Source organism: Nocardia nova NBRC 15556 (genome assembly GCF_001613005.1).
In the GTDB taxonomy this organism is placed as follows: Bacteria; Actinomycetota; Actinomycetes; order Mycobacteriales; family Mycobacteriaceae; genus Nocardia; species Nocardia nova.
The window spans coordinates 1-26,170 of the sequence record NZ_BDBN01000107.1; the positions used below are offsets into that span (position 1 = coordinate 1).

The following is a 26,170-nucleotide window of genomic DNA, read 5'->3' on the forward strand; positions in this document are numbered from 1 at the left end:
GCCGCGCGGGCGCTGACCGTCCTGGCCGCGATCGTGCGCCGGCCCGTATTCTGGCTGCTGGCAGGGGGTTTCGCGATCTGTGGCGCCTCCACCAATGGATTGATCGGCACCCATTTCGTCAGTGCCGCACACGATCACGGCATGCCGCCCACCACCGCGGCCGGACTGCTGGCCACCGTCGGCATCTTCGACGTCGCGGGAACGATCGCCTCGGGCTGGCTCACCGACCGCATCGGCTCGCGGTACCTGCTGACGATGTACTACGCGCTGCGCGGCCTGTCGTTGCTGATTCTGCCGATGCTGTTCGCTCCCGATGTGCGGCCGAGCATGTGGGTGTTCGTCATCTTCTACGGTCTGGACTGGATCGCGACGGTGCCGCCGACGGTCGCGCTGTGCCGCGAACACTTCGGCGCCGACGGGCCGATCGCCTTCGGCTGGGTGTTCGCCTCACATCAGATCGGCGCCGCGATCGCCGCTTCCGGGGCCGGCGTCATCCGCGACGTGCAGGGCAGCTACCAGCCGGCCTGGTTCATCGCCGGAGGTCTGTGCGCGGTGGCGGCGGTGATGTCGCTGAGCATTCGCCAACCGCGTCCGCGAGAGGCGCTGGCGCAGTAGAGTTTCAATCCCGGCTCCACCGTTCCCGATGAGGGAGGTCGTGCAGTGCCCGTGGTTTCCGTGCCGTTCCGGCCCCGGCTGATCGCCGGGGCGTTGGCCGGCGTCGCAGTTCTGTTCGTCGCCTGCGGGTGCGGATCGTCGTCGAAACCGGCGCCCGCGAGCACCTCGTCCGCCGCGGCGACCACCTCGCCGGCCCCCGCCGTCCATCCGCTCGACGAGCCCACGCTGCGCGGCATCGTCGAGTCGGTGGCGCGTCCGGCGTCGGTGCCGGGCGTCGTGGCGTTCGTCCGCACCGCCGCCGGCGACGTCGGCACCTCCTACGGCACCCGCACCTTCGGCGGCGGCCCGGCGGTCACCGCGGCCGACCACGTGCGCATCGGATCGCTCACCAAGACCTGGACTGGCACGGTCATCCTGCAACAGGTGCAGGAACACAAGCTGGCCCTCGACGATCCGGTCTCGAAGTACCGCACCGATGTGCCCGGCGGCGCGGGCATCACCATCGCCCAGCTGCTCGACATGCGCAGCGGCCTCTGCAACTACAGCGAGACCCGGGAACTCGCCGAGGCCATGGACGCCGATCCGGGCCGGGTGTGGCAACCCGACGAACTGCTCGCCATGGCATTCGCGCACCCGCCGTACTTCCCGCCGGGACAGGGCTATCACTACTCGAATACCAACACGATCCTGCTGGGGCTGATCGCCGAGCAGCTGGACGGCAAACCGCTCGAACAGATCATGCGGGATCGGCTGTTCGGACCGCTCGGGCTGACCCAGAGCTCGTTCCCGGCGCGCACGTCCGCGGCCATACCCGACCCGCATCCGCAGGGCTACATGTACGGCACCAACGTCTTGACCATGGGATCTCCACCGGCGCTGCCGCCCGAGATGCAGGCCGAGGCCAAGGCGGGCCGGCTGCTGCCCGGTGATCGGACCGCGGACAATCCCTCCTGGGGTTGGGCCGCGGGTGCCGGGATCTCCACGGTCGGGGACCTGGCGACCTGGGCCGAGGCGCTCACCGACGGCAAGGTCCTCGACGCCGACATGCAGGGCCGGCGCATGAGCAGCCTGCAGGCGACCGATCCGGCCAACCCGCCGGAGGCGCCGCAGTACGGTCTCGCCATCGCGAAATTCGGAGCGCTGTACGGACATACGGGCGAGCTGCCCGGCTTCAACACCTTCGCCGGGTCCGATCCGGCGCACAAGGTGACCGTGGTGGTGTGGGCGAACCTGGAACCCACGGCCGACGGTAGCGCGGCCGCCACCGAGATCGCCAAGCACATCATCGAGCACCTCTACGGAACGGGCGCCGCGACGACCACCACCGCACCCGCCAAGACGACCCCGGCCACCGCCACGACGGCCGCCACGGCCCCGGGCAGGCCGGCCCCGCTGTCGCCGACCGCCACGCCCGCACCCGGCCGGTGAGTCGTCGAAACGAATGCAGCAACGTTTCGGCATCCGATACTCGGATGCGTACCGGCCCGTGCCGATGTCCAGTAGCGTCGATGTGGTTACGAATTGGCTAACGATACGGCCGGTATCCGGCACGGCCCGTGCACCCGTCGCACAGTTCGGGCAACGAAGGAGGATCGAAGTGCTGCACACCGACATCCCGACCCGCCGCGAGATCGAAACCCTCGCCGAATGGACCGGCCCGTGGTCGGTGTCGATCTACCTGCCGACCGAAGCCGCCACCGCGAATCCGGAGGCGAACCGGATCGCGTTCGGCAATCAGGTCCGGGAGGCGGTCGAACTCGTCACCGATGTCGACAGCCGCGCGGCCATCGCCGAACAGCTCGACGATCTGGCCGAGGACGTAGATTTCTGGCGCTTCCAGTCGCACACCCTGGTCGTGCACGTATCCCCGCAGCGCATGTGGACCTTCCGGATCCCGAACCGTCTGGGTGCGGCGGTCACCGTCTCCGACCGGTTCCTGCTCAAGCCGTTGCTACGAGCTGTCACATTCCCGCAGTCCGCATTCGTCCTGGCGCTGGCCGAGGGGTCGGCGCGGCTGGTCGAGGTGACTCCGGACCGACCGGCCGAGGATGTCCGGGTTCCCGAAATGCCTACCGGCGCCGTCGATTTCGCGGGCGAGCCCATGGACGATCGCGCGCCCAAGCGGCGGTTGACCGACAGCGAGAGGAAGAAGGTGCTGGCCCGGCAGTACGCGCGTGCCGTCGACCGGGCGCTGCGTGACATTCTCTCCGGGCGCGACACCCCCCTCATCCTGGCGGCGGCGGAGCCGATCGACGCGATCTACCGCTCGGTCGCCACCTACGCGGAACTGCTCGACGACGGAATTCCCGGCAACCCGGAACGCCTGTCGGATCAGGACCTGGCCGACAAGGCCCGCCACATCCTCGACGGCCACTACGCGGCGCAACTCGCCGATCTGCGTCAGCTGTTCGACAAGCGCCGGAGCGAGGCCCGGGCCACCGCCGACCTCGCCGACATCGCCCGCGCGGCCACCTTCGGCATCGTGCAGACGCTGCTGGTCGATATCGACACCGCCGTGCCCGGCACGGTCGCCCCGGATACCGGCGCGATCGAATTCGGTCCCCCCTCCGAGACCGAGATACCGGGGATCCTCGACGAGATCGCCCGCCGCGCACTGCTTTCGGGCGCACGGGTGCTGGCGGTGCGCAAGGCCGATATTCCGGACGAGGCGTCGGCCGCCGCCATCCTCCGCTACTCGATGTGACCGAATCACCTGCCCGGCAACATCTTTCGTGATGAGCATCGGCTGCCGGGGGTAGCGGTGGTGGTGGCGTCGTCGCCGTTGGCGGGCCGTCCACTCACCGCTCGTGTGCGGGCCTAGCCGTCGGTCGCGGTCGCCGTCGCGGCGAGGGCGTCGATGGCCGTGATCAGGTGGCGGCGGCTGTCGGCGGCGAGGGTCAGGAGGTTCTCGTCGCCGAGTGCGCGGGCCCAGATCGTCGGGTCGAGGGCCTCGACGACGACGGTGTCGCAGCGCTCGCGGACGACCACCGGATGCGGCACGATCATGTCGGCCCGGTCGTCGCCGGCGAGTTCGGCCGCGAGCAGATTGCGGCGGCAGATCTCCAGGATGGTGTGGTGGGCCAGGCGCCTGGTGCGGCCGTCGTAACGCGCCGTGTTCAGGTCCACCTCGGCGAGGATGGTGAAGCCGTTGGACCGCAACGCGTTCCGGGTCCGATCCAGGGCGGTGTCGAAGTCGGAGAGCACCCGGGTGACGATCGTCGGCGAGGGGGCCACGGGCAACCGGATCTCGGTGACGAGTTGACGCGGGTCGCTCACCTCGTCGGGACCGACGAGATAGACCTCGGTCGGCGGGCCGGTGACCCGATAGGCGTTGCGATCCACCCATTCGGCCAGGCTGCGGTAGGCGGCGCCGAGATCGCGGTAGCCGCCGTGGTGGCAGGCGCGCGCCACCGTCGTGCCGGGTGTGACGAGCACTTCCGCACCCGAGGCCAGACTCAATTCGGCGGCGGGCTCGACCGGCACGCGAAAGTCGACGCTCGTCGCGATCGCCGATCGTTCGGTGTCGGTGTAGGTGATCGCGGTCGGGCCGCTGGCGGTGAGGCCGGATCGTGCGACGGTCGCGAACAATTCGCGCATACCCGCGGTGATGTCCTCGCCGGGCCGATCGGCCCGGATCGCGCGAGGTAGTCGCAACAGGGCTTGTGGCGGCACTTCGCACACGTCCACCCGGTAGTCCATGGCGTCCTCTTTCTCGGTGTCTGTCTCGAGAATGCCCGCGGCCACGCGCGTGCGCGAGGGACCAAGGACCTGTCCTGGCGGGACGTCCGCGCCGATTTCGCCCAGGCGGACGACCGCGGACGAAGTCGGCCTGCGGTGGCGACTTTCGGCCCTAGATCGACGGTCGGCGCGGCCTGACGATCGGAACAGGTCCGGCAGCAGGAGGCGGCGATGAGCAGTGACAACGGGACCGAGCGGACGATCGTCGCGGCGGTCGACGGATCCGGTACGGCGCTGCAGGCGGTGCGGTGGGCGGCGGCCGAAGCGGGCGTGCGCCGCTGGGGTTTGCGGATCCTGCTCTCCTCGGCCTCGGCGCCGCGGACCGGACTCAGCGCGATGGAGATCGTCGGCGGCCGGGAGTGGTTGTACTGGAACGGCGAAGGCGTGCTGTCGGAGGCCTCGGCGATGGCCCGGCATGTGGCCGACGGCGTGGACGTCACGACCGAACTGACCGCGGATCCGGTGATCGACACGCTCGTGGAGCGCTCGGCGAGCACGCCGATGATCGTGGTCGGCAGCCACGGCCGGGGCGCGGTCCGGCGCGCGCTGCTGGGTTCGGTCAGTTCGGCGGTGACGCGACAGGCTCGGTGCCCGGTCGCGGTCGTCCACCGCGAAAGCCTGTTCACCGTGGGCGAGGACGCGCGACCGGTGGTGGTCGGCGTCGACGAGGAGGGGACCGCGGTCGGCTGCGCGTTCGAGGAGGCGGCGCTGCGTGGGGTCGGTCTGGAGGCCGTCCGGTGCTGCGACGACGAGGTCGGGGGATTCGTCCTGGACGGAGAACTTCAGCAGTTCCGCGCGGACGAGACGCGGGCGCTGAACCGGCAGTTGGATCCATGGCACCGCAAGTATCCGGACGTCCCGCTGGAAACCGAGGTGATGTTCGGCGGGCCCGCGCAGGTCCTGCTGGAACGAGCGCGTGACGCGCAACTGCTGGTGGTGGGCCGGCACCGCTGGACCGGCCTGGTCGGAACCGCGATGCGGTCCACCCGCGCGGCGGTCCTGCATCGCGCCCACTGCCCGACGCTCGTGGTGCCCGAGCACGTGGAGCCGGAGTAGATCCTCGGCCGCTGCGCTGCACCGACACCGAATCAGCTGGGCGACAGCAACATTCGGATCCGGTGACGCCGGTTCGCGCGATGCGTCCGAGGCGGCGTCGCGTCGATCGGCGAGCGCACCCCCCGGACGCTGAAGCGCGACGCTCGCCGCTGTACCCGGCGACCGGACCGCGGCGGGTGGGCCGGCGTCGGTGCCGGCGTGCGGAAGAACCACCGCTTGGCGGCCTCGGCGAGAACCAGATAGACCAGCACCGTCGCGGCCAACGCGGCGAAGAACGCGGCGGGCAGCGGGGTGAGGCCGAGATCGGGCGCCACCGGCGTGTACGGCAGCACCACACCCACACCGACCGCGGCGAGCACGGCGAGAAGCAGCGGAATACTCGGCCGGCTGCGGTAGCTGGGACTGCGGCGGGTGCGAATCACGAACAACACCAGCGTCTGCGTGCACAGCGATTCGACGAACCAGCCGGTGTGGAACAGCTCCGCGCCGGCATGGAACACACCGAGCATCAGCGCGAAGGTCGCGAAGTCGAACACCGAACTGATCGGGCCGAAGACGAGCATGAAACGCCGGATCAGGCCGATATCCCAGCGTGCCGGGCGGGCGAGTTGTTCCGGGTCGACCGTATCGGTCGGGATGGCGAGCTGGCTGGTGTCGTACAGCAGATTGTTGAGCAGGATCTGTCCCGGCAGCATCGGCAGGAACGGCAGGAACGCCGAGGCGCCGGCCGCGCTGAACATATTGCCGAAATTGCTGGACGTGCCCATCAGCACGTATTTCATGGTGTTGGCGAAGATCCGGCGCCCGGCCATGACGCCGTCGGCGAGGACCTGCAGATCCTTTTCCAGCAGCACGATATCCGCGGCGTCCTTGGCGATATCGGTCGCCGAGTCGACGGAGACGCCGACGTCGGCGACATGCAGGGCGAGCGCATCGTTGACCCCGTCGCCGAGGAAGGCGACATCGCGTCCGGCATGTCGCTGCAGGCGGACGATCCGCGCCTTCTGTTCGGGGTCGACGCGGGCGAATATTGTTGTGGTGGGCAGTAATTCGGTCAACGCGTCGTCGTCGAGACGATCGAGGTCCGTGCCGGTCAGCGGCCGGCCGGGGTCCAGGCCGAGGTCGGCGCACACCCGGACCGCGACCGCGGGATTGTCGCCGGTGACCACCTTCACGGTGATGCCCAGGCCGGCCAGACGCCGCAACGCGTCGCGCGCACTCGCTTTCGGAGGATCGAGGAAGACCAGGAAGCCGCGCAGTGTCAGCTCGCGCTCGTCGTCGGTGGTGAGGCGATCGGCGCGGACCGCTGTCCGAGTCGCGACGGCGACGATGCGGTGACCGGCCGCGAACTCGGCGTCGAGGGCGGTGCGAGCGGCCTGCGGGACGTCGCGGCAGCGCGCGAGCACGGCCTCCGGGGCGCCCTTGGCGATGATCGTGGCGGTGCGGTCCGGGCCGGCGACGAGAACAGACACCATGCGGCGGTTGTGGTCGAAGGGCAGGACCGCGCGGCGGACGAAACCCGCTGCGGCAGCGTGTTCGGCCGCGCACGCGCTCCACAGTGCCGTGTTCAGCGCATCGGCGCCGGCCTGGCGTCCGTCGTGGACGGTCGCGTCGGTGCAGGCCAGACCGTAGACCACCGCCTCGTCGCCGGGAGAACCGTCGGCCGCCAGCGCGCGCAGATATTCGATGCGCCCTTCGGTGAGGGTGCCGGTCTTGTCGGTGAACAGGACCTCGATATCGCCGAGGTCCTCGATGCAGACCATCCGCTTGACCAGTACCTTGCACCGCGCGAGCTGCCGTGATCCGGCAGCGAGGCTGGTGGATACCACGGCGGGCAGCAATTGGGGTGAGATGCCGACGGCGATCGCCAGCGAGAACAGCAGGGCATCGAGGATCGGGCGGTGCAGGGCCAGGTTGATCGCGAAGATGCCGGCGGTGAGGGCGGCGGCCACCCACACCAGTAGCATCGAGAACTGACGGAGCCCGATCTGGAATTCGGTGTCGGGCTGTCGTTTTCCCAGGCCGAGGGCGATCCGGCCGAACTCCGTCGCGCCTCCGGTGGCGACGACGACCCCGCGCCCGTGGCCCGCGGCGACGACCGTGCCCATCAGGGCGCAGCACGACAGCTCGGCGACGCCCGACTCCGGTGGCACCGGGCCGGTCGATTTCTCGACGCTGTCCGATTCGCCGGTGAGCACCGATTCGTCGCACTGCAGCCCGGTCGCCGACAGCAGCCGCACATCCGCCGGGACCAGCTGCCCGGCCCGCATCTCCACCACATCGCCGGGGACCAGATCGACCACGTCGACCGATGCGGGCCGGCCGTCGCGAATCACCGTGGCGCCGTGGCGGATCCGCTCGTGCAGCGCGTCGGCGGCGCGTTCGGCGCGAAACTCGTTCACCGCCCCCAGCCCGACCGACACCAGCAGGATGACCCCGATGACGACCGCGTCGGAACGTTGACCGACGAAGAACGACACCACCGCCGCGACCCCGAGCAGCAGCAGGAGCGGCGAACGCAACTGCCGCGCGACCACGGCGAGCAGCCGGGCACGATGCGTGCGAACAGCGTTGGGGCCGAGCAGGTGACGTCGGCGCGCGGCTTCCGTGCTCGTCAGACCGGTGTCGGTAGTGGTCACCGCGGCCAGCACCTGTGCCGGCGTCGAGGTGGCGGCCGATGTCGCCGGCAGCGGGCCGATCGACGGGGCGGCATCGGTCGGGGACGTGGCCGTCGAGACGACCGCTCGCACGGCGGCACGATTCATACCTCGATGGTTGTCGGAGCCACCGGGATTCGCCAGGGACCAAAGACTCTGCCGGATTGCTACGGCGGTCACCGCCGCTGCCGCTCGGCGGCCGGGGACCGGTGGCCGTGCGGATGAGGACTTGTGTACCTTGCCGGGGCCCGCGCACGGGCGGAGGCTGGGGGAGTGCACCCTGACAAACCGGTGGCCGGGCCGGTGATCGACGCGCGTCGCTACGACGCGGTGATCTTCGATATGGACGGCGTGGTCACCGACACGGCCTCCGTCCACGCCGCGGCGTGGACGCAGGTGTTCGACGGATTCCTCGCCGCCCGCAAGCCCGGGCCCGGCGAGAACTGCGCCCCGTTCGCCGCCTCGGACTACCAGGACTACGTCGACGGCAAGCCACGGTACGACGGCGTCGCGGATTTCCTTGCCTCCCGGGCGATCTCACTGCCGCGAGGCGAGCCGTCGGATACGGCGGCCGACGCCACGATCTGCGGACTCGGAAACGGCAAGGACGAGGTGTTCCTCGCCAGGATCGCCGAATCGGGCGTACCGGTGTTCGCCACCACGGTGGCCCTGGTGCGCCGCCTGCGCGCCGCCGGGGTGCGGACCGCGGTGTTCTCGGCCAGCCGCAACGCGGCCCAGGTGCTCGACGCCGCGGGGCTGGGGGATCTGTTCGCCGTGCGGGTGGACGGTGTCGTGGCCGAAGAACTCGCGCTGCCGGGCAAACCGGACCCGGCCACCATGGTGCTGGCCACGCAGCGGCTGGGCGCCGAACCCGAGCGGACGGTCGTCGTCGAGGATGCCGAGGCCGGGGTGAGCGCCGGGCGGCGCGGCGGCTTCGGACTGGTGATCGGCATCGAACGCGGCGCGGATCCGGACCGGCTGCTGTGCACCGGAGCCGATGTGGTGGTCGCCGACGCCGACGAGATCCGGGTGCGCAGTGGTTTCCGCCGCCTGTCGGAGATCGCGGACGCGCTGGCGTGGTGGCCCTCGATCGCCGACGCCGTCGAGGACGAGCATGTCGCGGTGCTGCTGGATTTCGACGGCACGATCTCGGAGATCGTGCCCGATCCCGACGCGGCGATCCCGATCGAGGGGGTGCGCGCCACTTTGGCCGCACTGGCCGCGCGGTGTCCCGTCGCCGTGATCAGCGGTCGCGGACTCGAGGATCTGCGCACGCGCGTGGGCGTCGAGGGAATCTGGTACGCCGGTAGCCACGGCTTCGAACTGGTGGCGCCCGACGGCACCGAACACGTGCACGAAGGCGGCCCGAAGGCGGAGCGGGCGCTGGTGCAGGCGGCGGCCGAACTCGCCGAGCGGCTGAGCCGGATTCCCGGAGTGCTGATCGAGCCGAAGCGATTCGCGGTCGCCGTCCATCACCGCAAGGTCGCCGCCGATGCCGTGGCGACGGTGGTGGCCACCGTGCACGACATCGCCCGCGGGCAGGGATTGCGCGTGACCGCGGGCCGCAAGGTCACCGAACTGCGTCCGGATGTGGACTGGGACAAGGGCCGAGCCCTGCACTGGGTCCTGGATCTGGTGGGCCGGCCGGTGATGCCGGTGTACCTCGGTGACGATCTGACCGACGAGGACGCGTTCGACGCGATCCAGGTCACCGGCATGCCGCTCGTGGTCCGCCACGACGATACCGGCGACCGGCGCACCGCGGCGCGGTTCGCCCTCGACAGTCCCGCGCGCGCCGGCGAATTCCTGGAGCGGATCGCCGAATTGCTCACCGGGGAGAGCGACTGGGCGGTGGGACGGTCGTGGCTGCTCACCTACGACGGCTACGAGCCCGATGCCGAGCGGCTGCGCGAAGCGCTGTGCGCGGTGGGCAACGGCTACCTCGTCACCCGCGCGGCCGCACCGGAGACGCGTGCCGGAGCCCACCACTATCCCGGCACCTATGTCGCGGGAATCTACAACCGGCTCGGCGACGATATCGCCGGGCGGCACGTCGAGAACGAGAGCCTGGTAAATCTGCCGAACTGGCTTCCGTTGACCTGGCGCGTCGCCGACGAGGAATGGTTCGATGTCGATGGTGTCGAATTGCTGGACTACACACAGCAATTCGATATGCGCCAGGGGCTGCTCACCCGCCGGCTGCGCTGTCGCGACACCGCGGGCCGGATCACCGCGGTGGTTCAGCAGCGTTTCGCGTCGATGGACTCCCCGCACACGTGTGCGATGCGAACCACCCTGACGCCGGAGAACTGGAGCGGGCCGCTCACGGTCCGCTCGTCGATCGACACCTCGGTTCGCAACACCGGAGTCGACCGGTACCGCGAGCTGTCCGGAACGCATCTGAGCGAACTGCGCATCGACACCCCGGACGCCCACACCGTCTGCGCGCTGATGCGGACCACACAGTCACTGGTCACCGTAGCGGTGGCCACCCGGACCACCGTGACCTCGGAGGCGCAGGAGACGGCCGGCTCCGCACTCGCCGACGGCGCGGCCGGCCACGATTTCGTCGTGCCCGCCGAATCCGGTCGCGACATCGTCGTCGACAAGACGGCAGCGGTGTTCACCGGCCGCGACCGCGCCATCTCCGCACCCGACGAGGCCGCCGTGCGCCTGCTCGACGAGGCGCCGGGCTACGACGCGCTCTGCACCGCGCACGCCGCTGCCTGGGAGCATGTGTGGCGGCGCCTGCGCATCGATCTGGATGCCAGTGAGGAATCGGTGCGAGCGCTGCGACTGCATGTCCTGCAGGTGGCGCAGACGCTGTCGCGCCACACCGCCGACCTCGATGCCGGGGTGCCGGCGCGGGGCCTGCACGGCGAGGCCTACCGCGGTCACGTGTTCTGGGACGAGCTGTTCGTCCTGCCGGTGGTGAGCCTGCGCGACCCGGCGCTGACGCGAGAACTGTTGCGGTACCGCTATCGCCGGCTGCCGCAGGCGCGTGCCGCGGCCCGCGCCCAGGGCTGTCGCGGCGCCCTCTTTCCGTGGCAATCCGGCAGTGACGGCCGGGAGGAGAGTCAGCGCCTGCACCTGAATCCTCGTTCGGGACATTGGAATACGGATGCCAGTGCTCGCGCGCAGCATGCCGGTCCGGCGGTGGCCTACAACGTGTGGCACTACTATCAGGCGACCGGAGACCGGGCGTTCCTCGCCGAGTTCGGCGCCGAACTGCTGGTGGAGATCGCCCGATTCTGGTCCGACCGCGCCACCTACGATCCCGCCGACGACCGGTATCACATCCGCGGCGTCATCGGACCCGACGAATTTCATTCCGGCTATCCCGGGCGGCCCTATCAGGGGATCGACGACAACGCCTACACCAATGTCATGGCGGTGTGGGTCATCCGGCGCGCGCTGGACGCGGTCGAACTGCTGCCGCCGCGCGTTCGGTCGGAATTGCTGGACCGCCTCGCGGTGCCGGCCGTCGAATCGGAGCGCTGGGCCGAGGTCGCCGATCGGATGTTCGTACCGTTCCACGACGGGGTGATCAGCCAGTTCGCCGGCTACGACCGGCTGGCGGAACTGGACTGGGACGACTACCGGCGCCGCTACGGCGATACGAGCCGGCTCGACCGCATCCTCGAGGCCGAAGGTGACGATGTCGACCGGTATCGGGTGGCGAAACAGGCCGACGTCCTGATGCTGTTCTATCTGTTCTCCGCCGACGAGCTGGGGCGGTTGTTCGCGGGGCTCGGTTACGATTTCGGCGGTGCGGACATCCCGCGCACCGTCGACTACTACCTGGCCCGCACCTCGCACGGGTCGACGCTGAGTGCCGTCGTCCACGCCTGGGTGCTGGCCCGCGCGAACCGGGACCGCGCGATGGAATTCTTCGCCAGCGTCCTGGAATCCGATATCGCCGATATTCAGGGCGGCACCACGGCCGAGGGCATTCATCTGGGCGCCATGGCGGGCAGTATCGATCTGGTGCAGCGCTGCTTCACCGGACTGGAGACCCGTGACGACCGCCTGATCTTCGCCCCGTCGTGGCCGCCGGAACTGGGCACGCTGACCTTCGCGATCATCTACCACGGCCATCGCCTGACCGTACGCATCGACGCCCGGCGGATCGAGATCAGCTCCGATACGGACGGGGCGCGTTCGATCACGGTCGAATGCCGCGGCCGCACCGTCGTGCTGGCGACCGGGGAGAGTGTCACGCTGCCGGCGACCGACGAACACTGAGAGCGCGAACACTGAGAGCGCGAACACCGACAGCATGGGAGCGCCGAACCGTCCGGGTGGAGGTTCGGCGCGTCGTGCTTCGAATTATGCTGCGGTCGAACGGAATTCGGTGACCCGCCACCATTCCCCGCCGCCTGCGATGTGACCGGTGGCCGCCACCGGCAGATCGCGGCGACGCAGGCCGGGCAGCACTCGATAATCGATCGAGCCCGGGACACTGACCAGGGCGAGCACCCGCCACAGCGCGCGGGCGTAGGCGTCGGCGGACGCCGCCCCGTCCCATTCGTAGAGCCCCCGGTACACGCCGCGTTGATCGTGCGCCAGCCATAATTTGCTGATCATGCCCGGGAATCCGGCGAAGAGCACGGTATTGAGGATGCTCTCGCGACGGAACCACGCATGCCCGCGTCCGCGCACGCCTCGCAGCTCGAAACGCACCAGCAGCACACACGGTTCGGGCGAGGGGATTCGGTCGATCACGGTTTCCTGGTAGACGTAGGCCGACGTTCCGTCGCCGAAACTCAGCCACGTCCCGACGTTGCGGGCCGGGCGGTGGATGCGGTGGCGTGCCAGCAGCCCGACGGTCGTGATCATGCACCGGCCGACCGCGAGGAAGGCCGGCGCGATCGGCAGTGGCGTCGGTGTGCCGGTGGTGGTCACGGTGTTTTGCTCCCGATGCGGGCGGGTTCGGCGACGGGGTGCGCTTCGGCACGTTCCTTGATGCCGCGCAACATCTTCTGCTCCATCACCAGACTGCCCGGTTCGAGGAAGAACGTGTCGAACAGTCGCAGCGCGGTCGAGGCGCCGGGCGTCGCGATCCGATTGCGGCTGACCAGGCGGGTGCCCTCCGGGCACGGATACAGCCCGAATTCCCAGATCCAGTTCCCGTCGTCGGTGCGGAAGACGAGCGTTCGCTCGGGCTCGAGCACCGCCACCCGGGACGGGGTGTTGTCGGAATTCGCCGTGACGACGTCACCGACGGCGAGGTCCTGGAACTGCGGCAGGATCGACCGGGCGCTGTGTACGTCGACACCCAGGAGCCGGTCGATCCAGTCGTAGCTGTAGATTCCGCCGCGTCCCGGCCCGAACTGCACGAGCCAGGGCCAGACCGCGGACGGATCGGCCTCGATCGTGATCGCCCGGGTCGAGAGCATGTCGGGAAGCAGGAGCAGGTCGTCGCCGGGCATGCGGCGGCGCACCTCCTCCTCGGTCGCGCCCCAGCTCAGACACCACCGGCGGGCGAAGAGCCGGTAGCCGGTGGCCAGCCCGCCCAGAAACGATGCGACGCCGACCGCGGCCGCGGCACCGCGACGGGCCGCCGAATGGTCAGTCCCTGTCATGCGCCTGCTTCTCCTCGGGCGAACGCACGACCATGACGGGGCATTTCGCATGCTGGACAAGAGAATTCGACACCGAACCCAGCAGCAGCCCGCGGAAGCTGCCGCGGCCGTGGCTGCCGACCACGATGAGCTGCGCGGATTCGCTCCACCGCTGCAGATGGGCAGCGGGCTCGGCCATGCTGATGTGCCGGCGCACCGAGACGTCCGGATACTTCTCCTGCCAGCCGGCCAGTCGTTCGGCGAGGATCGCTTCCTCGTTGACCTCGATATCCGACATCGGGAACCAGGTGTACGGGTCGCCGACGAACGAGCCGAAGGTCAGATCGCTCCACGCGTGCACGGCGACCAGTTCGGCGCCGCGCTCGGCGGCTTCCTCGAACGCCGCCGCCACCGCGCCCTCGCTGAGCGGGCTGCCGTCGACGCCGACGACCACCGGGCCGGTCTCGCGTGGCCGTGACTGCTGCTCGGACTCGGTGCGTACCACCACGACCGGGCCCTCGGCGTGGCTGGTGACCGACAGCAGAATCGAACCGATGTGGGTGCCGAAACCGCCGGCGCCCTGTGCGCCCAGGGCTACCAGATAACCGGTGGCGCTGTGCCGCAACAGCATTCGCGCCGGATGCTCGGAGGAGACCTCCGTGCTGACCTGGACCTCGGGCAGGGTGTCGCGGACGGCGAGCGCCTCGCGGGCGACCAGGGCTGCGCCGTGGGCGCGCAGGCGTTCCAGCACCGCCGGCTCGGAAATGTCGTAGTTGTTGAAAACCCGGCTCGCGCTCGGCAGGTCGAGTCCGTAGGCGATGCGCAGGTCACGTCCTCGGTCGCGGGCGACCTCGGCCGCCCACAGCAGCGCGGTGCGGGCACCGGCCGACCCGTCGACACCGACCACGATCGGCGCGGAGACGAGGTGGTGCGCGTCGTCCGCATACTGAGAGCTCATCGGTATTTCCTTTCACCCTGATCGATCCGCCGCGCGCATATGCCGGTCATGATTCGATCTCCTCGGTTTTGATATGCAGTCCCAGCCCGGCGACGACGATGCCGAGGACGAGATACAGCGGCTGCGCCCAGTCCAGCGTGCGGAGCGCGGTCATCTCGGCGAGCAACCAGCAGATCAGCAGTAAGCCGCTGATCACCGCGGCCGTGGCGACGCGCCGATCACCGGTGAGGGCGCCGCCCGCGGTGACCGCCATCGGTATCCCGACGACGAGCGCGAAGGCCACCGCGCCGGCGGCTACGCCGTGCCCGGCCGGAGTGCTGTCCAGCGGCGCGCTCGGATGCAGGCCGATGCCCAGCGCGACCGCGAGCGCGAAGACACTCGCCGCGACCGCACCCGCGGACGCGGCCAGCAACATGTGCCAGCGTCCGACGCCGTCGCCGAGAGTGATTCCTGCCATACCCCGACCTTTCCCGACGCCGGGGAAGGGCCGCCAGGGCCTTTGGTCCCGCACTATCGGCGCTGTCCTCGCCCACCGCCGAGGACCGGACCGCCACGCGCACCCGGTCGCCGAGCCGGTGGTAGGCGCCGACGATCGCCTCCTCGATAGCCCCGTCGATCCGGGTCTCGTGCACCAGGTCGCGCATGCGCGAACACAGTCGGTCGAGCTCGCCGCGGCCCGCGTCGTCGGTGGCGACGGCGCTGCGCAGCGCCTCGGCATGCAGCGAGTCGAGCTCGGACCCGTGCGGCCCGTCGGCGACGGCGGTCTCGTAGGTCGATCGCAGGATCACGAATCCCGGCGGCACCGGGAGTTTCGCGGCGACCATCTCACCGAGATTGGCCCCCTTCCCGCCCACTTGGCCATCATCGCTGAGCCGAATATCGTTCAGACTTGCCACGTAGTCGCCCATCACGGCTCCGATCTGCTGAAAGTGTCTCGATGCCCAGACTCGCGCGTCGCGGCGGCCGGGAACATGGTCGAAGGTCCTCGATCCGGCCGCCCACCGCCCCGGATCACAGACCGCTGGGGTAGGTGTCCGGTGTGCTCGCGGCGGTCCATCGGTGTGACGGTTCCAGCGGCCGCAGGGCGGTGGTCCGGTCGATGTGGATGATCGCGTCGTAGCGGTCGGCCGGCCGCGAGTGGAAGTAGTGGCTGTGCCGCTCGGTGGTCGGCTGATAGATCACGCCGATGGCGCGTTCGAGCCGCGGGTCGCGCAGCAGTTCGGTGGCTGCGCCGGCCGTATCGGTGCGGATCAGGAAGCTGTCGCGTCCGGTGTCGTGCAGCAGCTCCTCGACGCTGCTGCGCAGGGCCGGGCGGACGTCCTTGCACTCGGCCTCGCCGTCCCATTCACTCGCCGCGGTCACGGTGCCGTGGCTGGTGGTGAAACCGATGGTGCGGCAATCGTTTCCGTGGCGTTCGCGGACGAGCTGTCCCAGTGACAGCTGGCCCTCGGCGCCCATTTCCGTCGCGCGGGCGTCGCCGATATGGGAATTGTGCGCCCAGACCACCACTCGCGCGGGAGTGCCGTCGCGCCCGAGGTGGCCGGCCAGCGCGTCGAGGGTGTCGGCCATATGCTCGTCGCGCAGATTCCACGACGACACCCGATCGCCGAACATCGCCCGGTAGTAGGCCTCGGCGTTGCGGACCGTCCACGCGTTGCGCAACGCGTCGAACGAGGCCTCGCCGTCGCCGGCCTGTCGATGCGCCGCGGCGTTGCGTTGCAGGTCGACCAGCTGCCGCACCACCTCGGCCTGACACGAATGGCCCGCACCGAATGCGGCGCCGAATCCGTAGGCCTGCCCGTCGTGGTCGCTGGTGCGATCGAAACAGGCGTAGCGGTGCTCGGCGCGCTGCGCCGCGGCGGGATCGACCTGCCGCAGATAGTCGATCACGTGCCGCATCGAACGGTGCATGCTGTACAGGTCGAGCCCGTAGAACCCGGCCTGCGGCGCACCGATCCGGCGCTGATAGTCGTTGTGCAGCCGCAACCAGCCCACGAAATCGCGGACCACGGTATTGCGCCACATCCAGGTGGGGAAGCGTTCGAACCCGCGCAGCGCGAGCGTGGGGGAGGAGTCGTCGATGCCGCGGACGAAGCGATCGACGAGGTGGGCGTCGGGCCAGTCGGCCTCGGCGGCGACCGCGGTGAACCCCTTCTCCGAGATGAGCCAGCGCGTGATGGCCGCGCGGGCGGCATAGAACTCGTGGGTGCCGTGCGAGCTCTCGCCGATCAGGACGAACCGGGCATCGCCGATGAGCTCGTCCAGCACGTGGTGCGGCGGCACGCCTTCGGGAGCCTCGATCGCGGCCGCATCGATCACGGCGGCGGGATCGGTGAGAGTGGCCGAATCGGTGCCGGTGGCCGCCGCGTCGACGGTCGGCGTCGTCAGCAGCTGCCGCACCTCGTCGTCACCGACCTGGGCGAAATCCCAGAACGACTCGCCGACCGCGAGGAACGGCGACGGCATGGTGGCACAGACCATCTCGTCCACCAGCGCGTCGAACTCCCGGCAGGTTGATTCGGGGGCGGCCGGCACCGCGACCACGATGCGGTCGGGCTCCCCCGCGCGAATCGCCTCCACCGCCGCGAACATGGTGGCTCCGGTCGCCAGACCGTCGTCGACGAGGATCACCGTGCGGCCGGCGATCGGCGCCGGTGGCCGGTCACCGCGATAGGCGCGTTCCCGCCGGGCCAGCTCCGCCGCCTCTTCTCGTGCGACGGATCGGATCTGTTCGGCGGTCACGTGCAGTCCGCGGATCGCATCGTCGTTGACCACGATCCGGCCGTCGGGTGCGAGGGCGCCGATGGCGAATTCCGGATGTCCCGGTGCCCCGAGTTTGCGGACGACGAGCGTGTCCAGTGGCGCGTGCAGGGCGGCGGCGACCTCCCAGGCCACCGGTACCCCACCGCGCGCGAGGCCGAGGACGACGACACCGGAGTGGTCGCGGTAGTGCTCGAGCAATCCGGCCAGCACACGACCGGCCTCGCGGCGGTCGCGGAAGATCGGCTGCGAGGAATCACGCAGGACAGGTGCTGCCGTCATGGCTGTGGCCTCCGGGAGTGAGTAGTAGTGACCGGCGGATGGGAGGCGGGCGCGGGTCCCGGTCTCGCGGCGGCGCTGCCGGCGGGCAGGCCGAGCGCGGAGCGGTCGCAGGCGGTCGCCAGATCGGTGGCGGTGACGACGCCGGTCAGCCGGCCGGCCGGGTCGACCACCGTGATGGCATCGAGTTTGGGGCGCAGCACGACCCGGGTGGCGACATCGGCGAGCAGATCGTCCTGTCCGACGATCGCGGCTGTGCGTAACGGACGTGCGACCGAGCGCAGAAAGGTCGTGTCACGAGCCGGTACGGCGGTCGTCGTGAGATCCGACCAGGCGACGACACCGATCGGATGGCCGACGGCGTCGACGACCGGAAATATGCTGTGCCCGGTCTGCGGTGCGCTGGAGGCCAGCAGCTGGGTGATCGTCCAATCGCCCGGCACCGCCATCGGATTCGCGGTCATGACCTCGCGAACGGTGGTGTTGCCCAGCCGGTGCCGCAGCCCCGCTGCCGCGAGTTCGCTGTTGGCGGCGGTCTGCAGGAACCAGCCCAGCAGCATCAGCCACAGCCCACCGAACTGGCGGAACACGATGATGTCGACGGCGCCCAGCACGACGAGCACGGTGCCGAGCAACCGGCCGCCGCGCGCGGCCACGGTGGTGGCGCGCAGCCGGTCGCCGGTCCGCCACCACACGACGGCCCGCATCACCCGGCCGCCGTCGAGCGGCGCGCCGGGTAGCAGATTGAACAGTCCCAGAACGATATTCGTGGCGGCGAGCCAGGCGAGCGCCGCGGTGACGGCGCTGTCGGGCCGCCCGCTGTCCACGGCCACCGCGACGGCCGCGAACAGTCCGCCGAGCACCAGACTCGTCGCCGGACCGGCGATCGCGATCCGGAAATCGCTGCGCGCGTCGGGCGGTTCGTCGCCGAGTTCGGACGCCCCGCCCAGCAGCCACAGCACGATGCGCTCGACCCGTACCCCGTGGCGCCGGGCGACGATCGAATGGGCCAGTTCGTGCGCGGTCAGGGAGGCGAACAGGGTCACCGCGGCGAGCGCCGCAACCGACCAGGTGAAGGCCGGGCTGCCGCTGCCGCGCAGTTGCACGCCGAGCAGCCAGACGAACAGCGCCACGGTGACCAGCACCGACCAGTGCGCGCCGATGCGGATACCCGCCACCCGGCCCAAAGGGATTGTCTCGTGCAACATCCGGCCACCTCGCTCCCGGTGTCATCACACCGGCCCGCGGAACATTTCGGTCGTCGCGCGACCACCCGGGCCACACGCCGAGGCGCGTCGATGCGTCGAACCGGCGATCGGCGTGCCTACCGCCAGTCTGTGCCGGTGCCGGGCCCTGGGGGAGGGGCGAGATTCCCGGCCTCCCGGGACCAATGACCCTCGAGGACGCCGAGCACATCCGGGCGGGCGCCGACGTTCCGGCGTGGGGACCGACGGCCGGTCGGTGAGGTCTTTCGCCCCTGCCACCGGCCGGTCGCGTCGATCAGGCTGGATCGCGGACGCGGAAGTGAACCGCGCCCGGAGGAGATGATCGAGATGGATATGCAATCGCCGATGATGCAAGCAATGCACGCCGTGATGATGTGGCTGGCCCAGATGGGGATCTGCCCGATGCCGATGCCGATGTGATCCGGTCGGGTCCGAGGAGAACGCAGATCCGTCGATGGAGTGAGGAATTACGGCGATGATGATGTGGTACGGCACCGGCCTGGGCGGTTGGGGTTACGGGTTGATGTTCGCGGGCATGGTGATCTTCTGGGTGCTGGTGGTCGTGGCGATCGTGGCCCTGCTCCGCTACGCCGGCCGGCCCGATACCGCCGCCCTCGACCGGGACGGCCGGGGTCCGTCCCCGCAACAGATCCTCGCCGAGCGCTTCGCCCGTGGTGAGATAGACGACGAGGAATACACCCGTCGAATGCGGACGCTCGGTCCCTAGCCGGCCCCGCGCCGGACGCCGGCCCGGCGGCCGTGGATTGCAGGAGGCCGCCGTGGCGCGCGAGTTACCGTTCCGATCGCTGTACCGGCACGGATTCGTGCGCGTCGGCGTCGCCGTGCCCGCGATGCGGGTCGCCGATCCCGAGTACAACGCCGAGCAGACACTGCTGCTCGCGCGGCGGGCCGCCGCCGATTCCGTGGTGCTCACGCTGTTTCCGGAACTCGGCCTCTCCGGCTACTCCGCCGAGGATCTGTTCCACCAGGAGGCGCTCGACGACGCGGTGCGAGCCGCCGTGGACCGCGTGGTCGCCGAGAGCGCGGACATCGACAGCGTGCTGATCGTCGGGGCTCCGCTGCGGGTGCGGGAGCGACTGTTCAACTGTGCGTTGATCATCGACCGCGGCCGCGTCCTGGGGGTCGTGCCGAAAAGCTACCTGCCGAATTTCCAGGAGTTCTACGAGAAGCGGCAGTTCTCCGCGGCCCGCGACGCCGTCGACGACCACACCACCGTCGCCGGGCAGCGGGTGCCCTTCGGCGCCGACTTGCTGTTCGAGGCGGTGAATCTGCCCGGATTGGTGCTGGCGGTCGAGATCTGCCAGGACGCGTGGGTTCCGTTGCCGCCCAACATCTTCGCGGCACTGGCCGGCGCCACGGTGCTGACGAATCTGTCGGCGAGCAATATCGTCGTCGGCAAGGCGGACTACCGCAGGGAACTGTGTGTGTCGACCTCGGCGCGCAATATCGCGGCCTATCTGTACACCGCGGCCGGGCAGGGCGAGTCCACCACGGATATGGCGTGGGACGGTCAGGCGCTGATCTGCGAGAACGGCAACCTGCTGGCCGAAAGTGAGCGCTTCGCCGCCGAACCGCAACTGGTCACCGCGGATATCGATCTGCAGCGGCTGGCCGCGGATCGGCTGCGGCTCAACAGTTTCACCGACAACGGTCACGATTTCCTCGAGCGGGTCACCCGATTCCGGCGGCTCGAATTCGAGGCGCCGATCCCGGACGGCGCACCACCGCTGCGTCGGGAGGTCCCGCGCTTTCCCTACGTCCCGGCCGATCCCGGCAGCCGCAACGCGCGCTGTGCCGAGGTCCATCACATCCAGGTCGCCGGGCTCGCCACGCGGCTGGCCGCCACCGGATCCCAGCACCTCGTGATCGGGGTGTCCGGTGGCCTAGATTCGACTCTCGCGCTCATCGTCGCGGCGCAGACCATGGACCGGCTGGGCCTGCCGCGGTCGAATGTGCTCGCCTACACCATGCCCGGCTTCGCCACGAGCACGCGGACGCTGGAGAACGCGCGCCGGCTGATGCGCGCGGTCGGGGCGAGCGCCGGCGAGATCGATATCCGGCCGTCGGCGACGCAGATGCTGCGCGATCTCGGTCATCCGGCGGCCGACGGCGCGCCCGTCTACGACATCACCTACGAGAACGTGCAGGCCGGGGAGCGCACCTCGCTTCTGTTCCGCCTGGCGAACATGCATCACGGCATGGTCGTCGGGACCGGGGACCTGAGCGAATTGGCCTTGGGCTGGTGCACTTTCGGCGTCGGCGACCATATGTCGCACTACAGCGTGAACGCCTCGGTGCCCAAAACGCTGATCAAATATCTGATCGCCTGGACCGCCGACCGCGGTGAGCTCGGCCCGGAGGCGAGTGCGGTGCTGCACTCGGTCCTGGAGACCGAGATCTCACCGGAGCTGGTTCCCGGCGCGGCGCTGCAGAGTTCCGAGGCCACCGTGGGCCCGTACGAGTTGCAGGACTTCCACCTCTATCACCTGCTGCGGTTCGGATTCCGTCCCAGCCGCATCGCCTACCTCGCCGAGCACGCCTGGGGTGACCGCACCCGCGGCGGCTGGCCGGACCTGATCCCCGAGGATCAGCGTCACGAATACGACCTCGCCACGATCAAGCACTGGCTGGCCGAATTCCTGCGCCGCTTCGTGCAGACCAGCCAGTTCAAACGATCGACCCTGCCGAATGCGCCCAAGGTCGGGTCCGGCGGATCGCTGTCGCCGCGCGGGGACTGGCGCGCGCCGAGCGACGCTCCCGCCGCGGCGTGGCTGGACGAACTCGCGCGCAACGTTCCCGACTGACCGTTGTCGCCGGTGGCGTCGCCGCGACGGATGTCATCGCCGCTAGGGTCTTTCCGCCCTCCCCGTGACCGGGCGCCGCGCCGTTGACTGGAAGTCGAGCAGACGGACGGCACGGGAGACGGAGGCGCGATGAGCCGGAACGACGCGAGCCCGTACGACGCGGAAACCGCGACGCCGTCGCGGTGGGCGCCGATCGAGAAGTCGGCGGCCGAGATCGCGGCCGCGACCCTTCCCGACTACGGCCGGGCGCGGCGCGACTTCTCCTGGTCCGCGGCGCGCTCCGAACTCGCCGGGCTACCCGGCGGCGCAGTCAACATCGCCGTCGAGGCCGTCGACCGGCACCTCGAGGCGCCGATCGGGCCCGCCCCGTCGTTGCGCTGGTTGCCGGTCACCGGTGGCGTGACCGAGCTCGACTGCGCGGACCTGGTCCGGCTGAGCAACAAGTTCGCCCACGTGCTGCGCGACCTCGGGGTGTATCGGGGTGAGCGGGTGTGCCTGCTGCTGGGACGCACTCCGGAGTTGTATCTCGCGTGCCTGGGCGCGTGGAAGGCCGGATGTGTCGTCTCCCCGCTGTTCTCGGCCTTCGGCCCCGAACCGGTGCGTCAGCGGCTGGACCTGGCCGAGGCGAGCACCCTGGTGACCACCGCGGCCCACTATCGCCGCAAGGTCGCGCCGATCCGCGACACACTGCCCGCGCTCCGGCACGTCATCGTCGTCGACGGCGAGACCGACCTGCCCGGCGTGGTGTCCCTGCCCGCGGCCATGGCCGCCGCCGACAGCGAATTCCCCATCGTGCGAACCCAATTCGAAGACCCCGCGCTCCTGCACTTCACCAGCGGAACCACCGGACGCCCCAAGGGCGCGGTGCACGTGCACGGCGCCGTCGTGGCGCACCGGGCCACCGCGCGCGCCGCGCTGGACCTGCGCGGCGGCGACGTGTTCTGGTGCACCGCGGACCCGGGCTGGGTGACCGGCATGTCGTACGGGGTGATCGCGCCGCTGTGCCTCGGCGCCACGGTGATCAGCGACGAGGCGGAATTCGATCCGCAACGCTGGTACGACATCCTCACCGCGGAGCGGGTGTCCGTCTGGTACACCGCGCCCACCGCCCTGCGGATGCTGATGCGGCGTGGCGACGAGCTGCCGCCGAGCACGGACTTGTCGTGCCTGCGCTTCGTGGCCAGCGTCGGCGAGCCGCTCAATCCCGAAGTCGTGGTGTGGGGACAGCGGGTGCTCGGGCACCCGGTGCACGACAACTGGTGGCAGACCGAAACCGGCGCCATCATGATCGCCAATATCGCTGCGGCACAGGTTCGTCCCGGTTCGATGGGGCGGCCACTGCCCGGCGTGGAGGCCACGATCCTGCGCCGCGGCGCAAGCGGGCGCGCGGCGATCACCGACGGCGACGTGACCGCCGCCGATACCGGGGAAGTGGGCGAGCTGGCACTGCGGGCGGGCTGGCCGTCGATGTTCCGCGGCTACCTGAACGACCCCGCTCGCTACGCGGACGCGTTCGCCGGCGGCTGGTACCTCACCGGCGATCTGGCCCGGCGCGACGGCGACGGTTACTTCTGGTTCGTCGGGCGCGCCGACGACGTCATCAAATCCGCCGGACATCTGGTCGGGCCGTTCGAGGTGGAAAGCGTTCTCATGTCACATCCCGCGGTCGCCGAGGCCGGTGTCATCGGAACCCCCGATCCGGTGGCCGGGGAGCTGGTCAAGGCATTCGTGGTGGTGCGCAAGGGTTTTCAGCCGAGTGACGACCTGCGTGACGAACTCACCGCGTTCGGCCGCCGCGCCCTGGGCGCGGTGGCTCCCAAACGTATCGACTTCGTCGACGCGCTGCCGCACACCCGCTCCGGGAAGGTGATGCGCCGGCTGTTGAAGGCACACGAACTCGGATTGCCCGAAGGTGACGTATCGACCTTGGAGACGGTGCGATGAGCACGATCGAGACCGACGGCCACGCCCCGGCGCCGGCCGTGGCGACGCCCGGCGACGCCACCGGAACGGATCGAAAGGCGCTGCTGCGGCAGATGATCCGGATCCGGCGCTTCGAGGAACGCTGTGTGCAGCTCTACAGCGCCGAGCGGATCCGCGGATTCCTGCACCTCTACGTCGGCGAGGAGGCGGTGGCCGCCGGACTGCTGAGCGAGATCGGCGCCGACGACGCGGTGGTCTCGACCTACCGCGAGCACGGTCACGCGCTGGCCCGCGGCATCCCCATGACCGACCTCATGGCCGAGATGTTCGGCCGCACCACCGGCTGTAGCCACGGCCGGGGCGGCTCGATGCATCTGTTCGACGCGCGGCGGCGCTTCTACGGCGGGAACGCGATCGTCGGCGGCGGACTGCCCATCGCGGTGGGCCTGGCACTGGCCGACGCCATGACCGGACGCGATCGGGTCACGGTATGCCTGTTCGGTGACGGCGCGATGGCCGAGGGCGAATTCCACGAATGCATGAACCTGGCCGCGCTGTGGCGGCTGCCCGTGCTCTTCGCCTGCGAGAACAACCGCTACGCCATGGGCACCGCGCTGGCCCGCGAACACGCCGCGACCGACCTCGCGCTGCGCGCGACGGGCTACGGCATGGCGGCCTGGCCGGTCGACGGCATGGACGCCACCGCTGTCGCCGCCGCGACCCGGCGCGCCGTCACCTCGATCCGGGCCGGAGGCGGTCCCTGCTTCCTGGAACTGCGCACCTACCGGTTCCGGGCGCATTCGCTCTACGACGCCGATCGATATCGCGACAAGGCCGAAATCGCGCGGTGGCGCGAACGCGATCCCCTCCGGCTGCTGACCGAACGGCTGCGCGACGCCGGAGAACTGACCGACGAGGACGTGCGGCGCTACGAGGCACAGGCCGACGAGGAACTCGACGCCGCCATCGCCGCCGCCGAGGCCGCACCGGCCGAGCCGGTGTCCGAACTGACCCGGCACGTCTACGCGGAGCGGCCATGACCACCTATCGGGAGGCGATGCGGGATGCGTTGCGCGAGGCGCTGCTTCGCGACGAACGGGTCTTCCTCATGGGCGAGGATGTCGGCGCCTACGGCGGCTGCTTCGGCGTGAGCCGCGGACTGCTCGACGAATTCGGGCCCGAACGGATTCGCGATACGCCGCTGAGCGAATCGGCGTTCGTCGGCGCGGGGATCGGTGCGGCCCTGGCCGGCATGCGGCCCATCGTCGAGATCATGACCGTCAACTTCAGCCTGCTCGCGCTGGACCAGATACTGAACAATGCCGCCACGCTGCGGCACATGTCCGGCGGACAGCTCGGCGTGCCGCTGGTCATCCGGATGGCGACCGGTCCGGGCCGCCAGCTCGCCGCCCAGCACTCGCACAGCCTGGAGGCGTTCTACGCCCACATTCCCGGTCTGCGGGTGGTGTGCCCCGCCACCGTCGCCGACGCACGAGGCATGTTGTGGACCGCGCTTCAGGATCCGGACCCGGTGGTGATCTTCGAGCCGATCTCGTTGTACAACAGCGGATCCGAGCTGCCCGAGGACGCCGGTGCCGTCGATATCGACGCGGCGGCGATCCGGCGCGGCGGCACCGACGTCACCCTGGTCGCCTACGGCGCGACGGTGCCGGTGGCCCTGGCCGCCGCCGACCTCGCGGCAACCGAGGGTATCGCGGTCGACGTCGTCGATCTGCGCTCGCTGCGTCCGCTGGACGAGGCGACGGTGCTGGATTCGGTACGCCGCACCCATCGCCTCGTGATCGTGGACGAAGCCTGGCGCAGTGTGAGCATCGCCGCCGAGATCGCCGCTCGCGCAGCAGAATACGCCTACTACGACCTCGATGCGCCGATCGGCCGGGTATGCGGCGCCGAGGTGCCGATCCCGTACGCACGTCAACTGGAGGACGCGGCACTGCCGGACCCGTCCGGGGTGCTGGCCGCGATCCGGAAGGCGGTGGGATGACATGACCGAATTCCGGATGCCGTCGTTGGGCGCCGACATGACCGAGGGCACCGTGACGCACTGGTTCGTGCACCCCGGCGACCCGGTGAAACGCGGCGACATCGTCGCGGAGGTCGACACCACCAAGGCCGCGATCGAAATCGAATGCTTCGACGACGGTGTCATGGACGAGATCCGCGTGCCCGAGGGACGGACCGTTCCGGTGGGCGCCGTGCTGGCGACGATCATCGCCGGCGCCTCGAGCAGTGGGAACGGGAAGGTGGAGACCGTCCCGGAGGCGCGTGGCGAACCGGTGCCGTCCGTCGCGACCTCGGAATCGGCCGGACCGCCGGAATCGCGCGACCGGGCGGAATCGGTCGCGACACCGTCGGTGGTCGCGGAACCCGCTCGGATGACACCCCTGATCCACCGGCTGGCCGAGGAGGCGGGACTGGATCCGGCGACTGTGCACGGCTCCGGGCCGGGCGGTCGGGTCCTGCGCGGTGATATCGAAGCCGCTGTCGCGCAGCATAATTCCGCGCCCGCGTCTGCGGCGGCGCCCGCACCCGCACCTGGGCGCGAGGC

Annotated in this window: 19 protein-coding genes and 1 pseudogene; 11 read left to right on the top strand and 9 right to left on the bottom strand. The window is 70.1% G+C overall.

Going from position 1 to position 26,170, the window contains the following annotated elements; all coding sequences use genetic code 11:
* The 3 genes from NN2_RS31405 to NN2_RS31415 form a co-directional block, all read left to right on the top strand.
* The coding region (locus NN2_RS31405; protein WP_156511520.1) for an MFS transporter at nt 1-615 on the top strand (615 nt) is incomplete at its 5' end.
* 45 nt (nt 616-660) lie between these two features.
* A complete protein-coding gene (locus NN2_RS31410; RefSeq protein WP_063910928.1) occupies nt 661-2,043 on the top strand; it encodes a serine hydrolase domain-containing protein in 1,383 nt (460 codons plus the stop codon).
* Between the two features lie 169 nt (nt 2,044-2,212).
* Nucleotides 2,213-3,319 (top strand): baeRF11 domain-containing protein, encoded by a 1,107-nt coding sequence (locus tag NN2_RS31415; protein WP_063018409.1) that lies wholly within the window; start codon nt 2,213-2,215, stop codon nt 3,317-3,319.
* Between the two features lie 113 nt (nt 3,320-3,432).
* On the opposite strand, the gene NN2_RS31420 is transcribed toward NN2_RS31415, so the two are convergent.
* On the bottom strand, nt 3,433-4,314 hold the full coding sequence (locus tag NN2_RS31420; protein WP_064905371.1) for a DUF302 domain-containing protein: 882 nt from the start codon (nt 4,312-4,314) through the stop codon (nt 3,433-3,435).
* Nucleotides 4,315-4,524: 210 nt separating this feature from the next.
* Between NN2_RS31420 and NN2_RS31425 the strand changes: the two genes are divergently transcribed.
* Nucleotides 4,525-5,409, top strand: a complete 885-nt coding sequence (locus NN2_RS31425; RefSeq protein WP_063018413.1) for a universal stress protein — start codon at nt 4,525-4,527, stop codon at nt 5,407-5,409.
* Between the two features lie 32 nt (nt 5,410-5,441).
* Here NN2_RS31425 and mgtA read toward each other — a convergent pair whose 3' ends face one another.
* Nucleotides 5,442-8,174, bottom strand: a complete 2,733-nt coding sequence (gene mgtA, locus NN2_RS31430) for a magnesium-translocating P-type ATPase (RefSeq protein ID WP_082857416.1) — start codon at nt 8,172-8,174, stop codon at nt 5,442-5,444.
* Between the two features lie 165 nt (nt 8,175-8,339).
* Here mgtA and otsB point away from each other — a divergent pair, with 165 nt between their 5' ends.
* A complete protein-coding gene (gene otsB, locus NN2_RS31435) occupies nt 8,340-12,311 on the top strand; it encodes a trehalose-phosphatase (RefSeq protein ID WP_281210087.1) in 3,972 nt (1,323 codons plus the stop codon).
* Between the two features lie 84 nt (nt 12,312-12,395).
* Here the strand turns inward: otsB and NN2_RS31440 are convergent, their stop codons facing one another.
* The 7 genes and pseudogenes from NN2_RS31440 to NN2_RS31465 all read right to left on the bottom strand — a co-directional run bounded on the left by NN2_RS31440 (nt 12,396) and on the right by NN2_RS31465 (nt 18,835).
* Nucleotides 12,396-12,971: a hypothetical protein gene (locus NN2_RS31440; RefSeq protein ID WP_197516532.1), complete on the bottom strand. Its 576-nt coding sequence runs from the start codon at nt 12,969-12,971 to the stop codon at nt 12,396-12,398.
* Nucleotides 12,968-13,651 (bottom strand): hypothetical protein, encoded by a 684-nt coding sequence (locus tag NN2_RS31445; protein ID WP_063018415.1) that lies wholly within the window; start codon nt 13,649-13,651, stop codon nt 12,968-12,970. Before NN2_RS31445 ends, NN2_RS31440 begins: the two co-directional genes overlap by 4 nt.
* Nucleotides 13,638-14,588, bottom strand: a complete 951-nt coding sequence (locus tag NN2_RS31450; protein WP_063018417.1) for a universal stress protein — start codon at nt 14,586-14,588, stop codon at nt 13,638-13,640. Before NN2_RS31450 ends, NN2_RS31445 begins: the two co-directional genes overlap by 14 nt.
* A 46-nt stretch (nt 14,589-14,634) precedes the next feature.
* On the bottom strand, nt 14,635-15,045 hold the full coding sequence (locus tag NN2_RS38805) for a hypothetical protein (protein ID WP_063018419.1): 411 nt from the start codon (nt 15,043-15,045) through the stop codon (nt 14,635-14,637).
* Between the two features lie 112 nt (nt 15,046-15,157).
* Nucleotides 15,158-15,496 (bottom strand): annotated as a pseudogene (locus NN2_RS38810) (PEP/pyruvate-binding domain-containing protein); the annotation flags it as partial.
* A gap of 103 nt (nt 15,497-15,599) precedes the next feature.
* Complete coding sequence (locus NN2_RS31460; protein ID WP_156511521.1) at nt 15,600-17,630, bottom strand: erythromycin esterase family protein; 2,031 nt, start codon at nt 17,628-17,630, stop codon at nt 15,600-15,602.
* Nucleotides 17,627-18,835, bottom strand: coding sequence for a site-2 protease family protein (locus NN2_RS31465; RefSeq protein WP_082857419.1), 1,209 nt, complete (start codon nt 18,833-18,835; stop codon nt 17,627-17,629). The genes NN2_RS31460 and NN2_RS31465 overlap by 4 nt, the downstream gene beginning before the upstream one ends.
* 493 nt (nt 18,836-19,328) lie before the next feature.
* Between NN2_RS31465 and NN2_RS31470 the strand changes: the two genes are divergently transcribed.
* The 6 genes from NN2_RS31470 to NN2_RS31495 form a co-directional block, all read left to right on the top strand.
* Complete coding sequence (locus NN2_RS31470; RefSeq protein WP_030516404.1) at nt 19,329-19,580, top strand: SHOCT domain-containing protein; 252 nt, start codon at nt 19,329-19,331, stop codon at nt 19,578-19,580.
* A 52-nt stretch (nt 19,581-19,632) separates the two neighbouring features.
* The gene (locus NN2_RS31475; RefSeq protein WP_063018433.1) at nt 19,633-21,678 is read left to right on the top strand and encodes an NAD(+) synthase; all 2,046 of its coding nucleotides are present in this window, start codon (nt 19,633-19,635) and stop codon (nt 21,676-21,678) included.
* A gap of 129 nt (nt 21,679-21,807) precedes the next feature.
* Nucleotides 21,808-23,622, top strand: coding sequence for an acetate--CoA ligase (acsA, locus tag NN2_RS31480; protein WP_063018421.1), 1,815 nt, complete (start codon nt 21,808-21,810; stop codon nt 23,620-23,622).
* Nucleotides 23,619-24,641 carry a pyruvate dehydrogenase (acetyl-transferring) E1 component subunit alpha gene (pdhA, locus tag NN2_RS31485; protein WP_218022080.1) on the top strand — a complete coding sequence of 341 codons (1,023 nt, stop codon included), beginning with the start codon at nt 23,619-23,621 and terminating at the stop codon, nt 24,639-24,641. Before acsA ends, pdhA begins: the two co-directional genes overlap by 4 nt.
* On the top strand, nt 24,638-25,606 hold the full coding sequence (locus NN2_RS31490; RefSeq protein WP_063018423.1) for an alpha-ketoacid dehydrogenase subunit beta: 969 nt from the start codon (nt 24,638-24,640) through the stop codon (nt 25,604-25,606). Before pdhA ends, NN2_RS31490 begins: the two co-directional genes overlap by 4 nt.
* A gap of 1 nt (nt 25,607) precedes the next feature.
* Nucleotides 25,608-26,170: biotin/lipoyl-containing protein (locus NN2_RS31495; RefSeq protein ID WP_156511522.1), on the top strand; the 563-nt coding region annotated here is incomplete at its 3' end.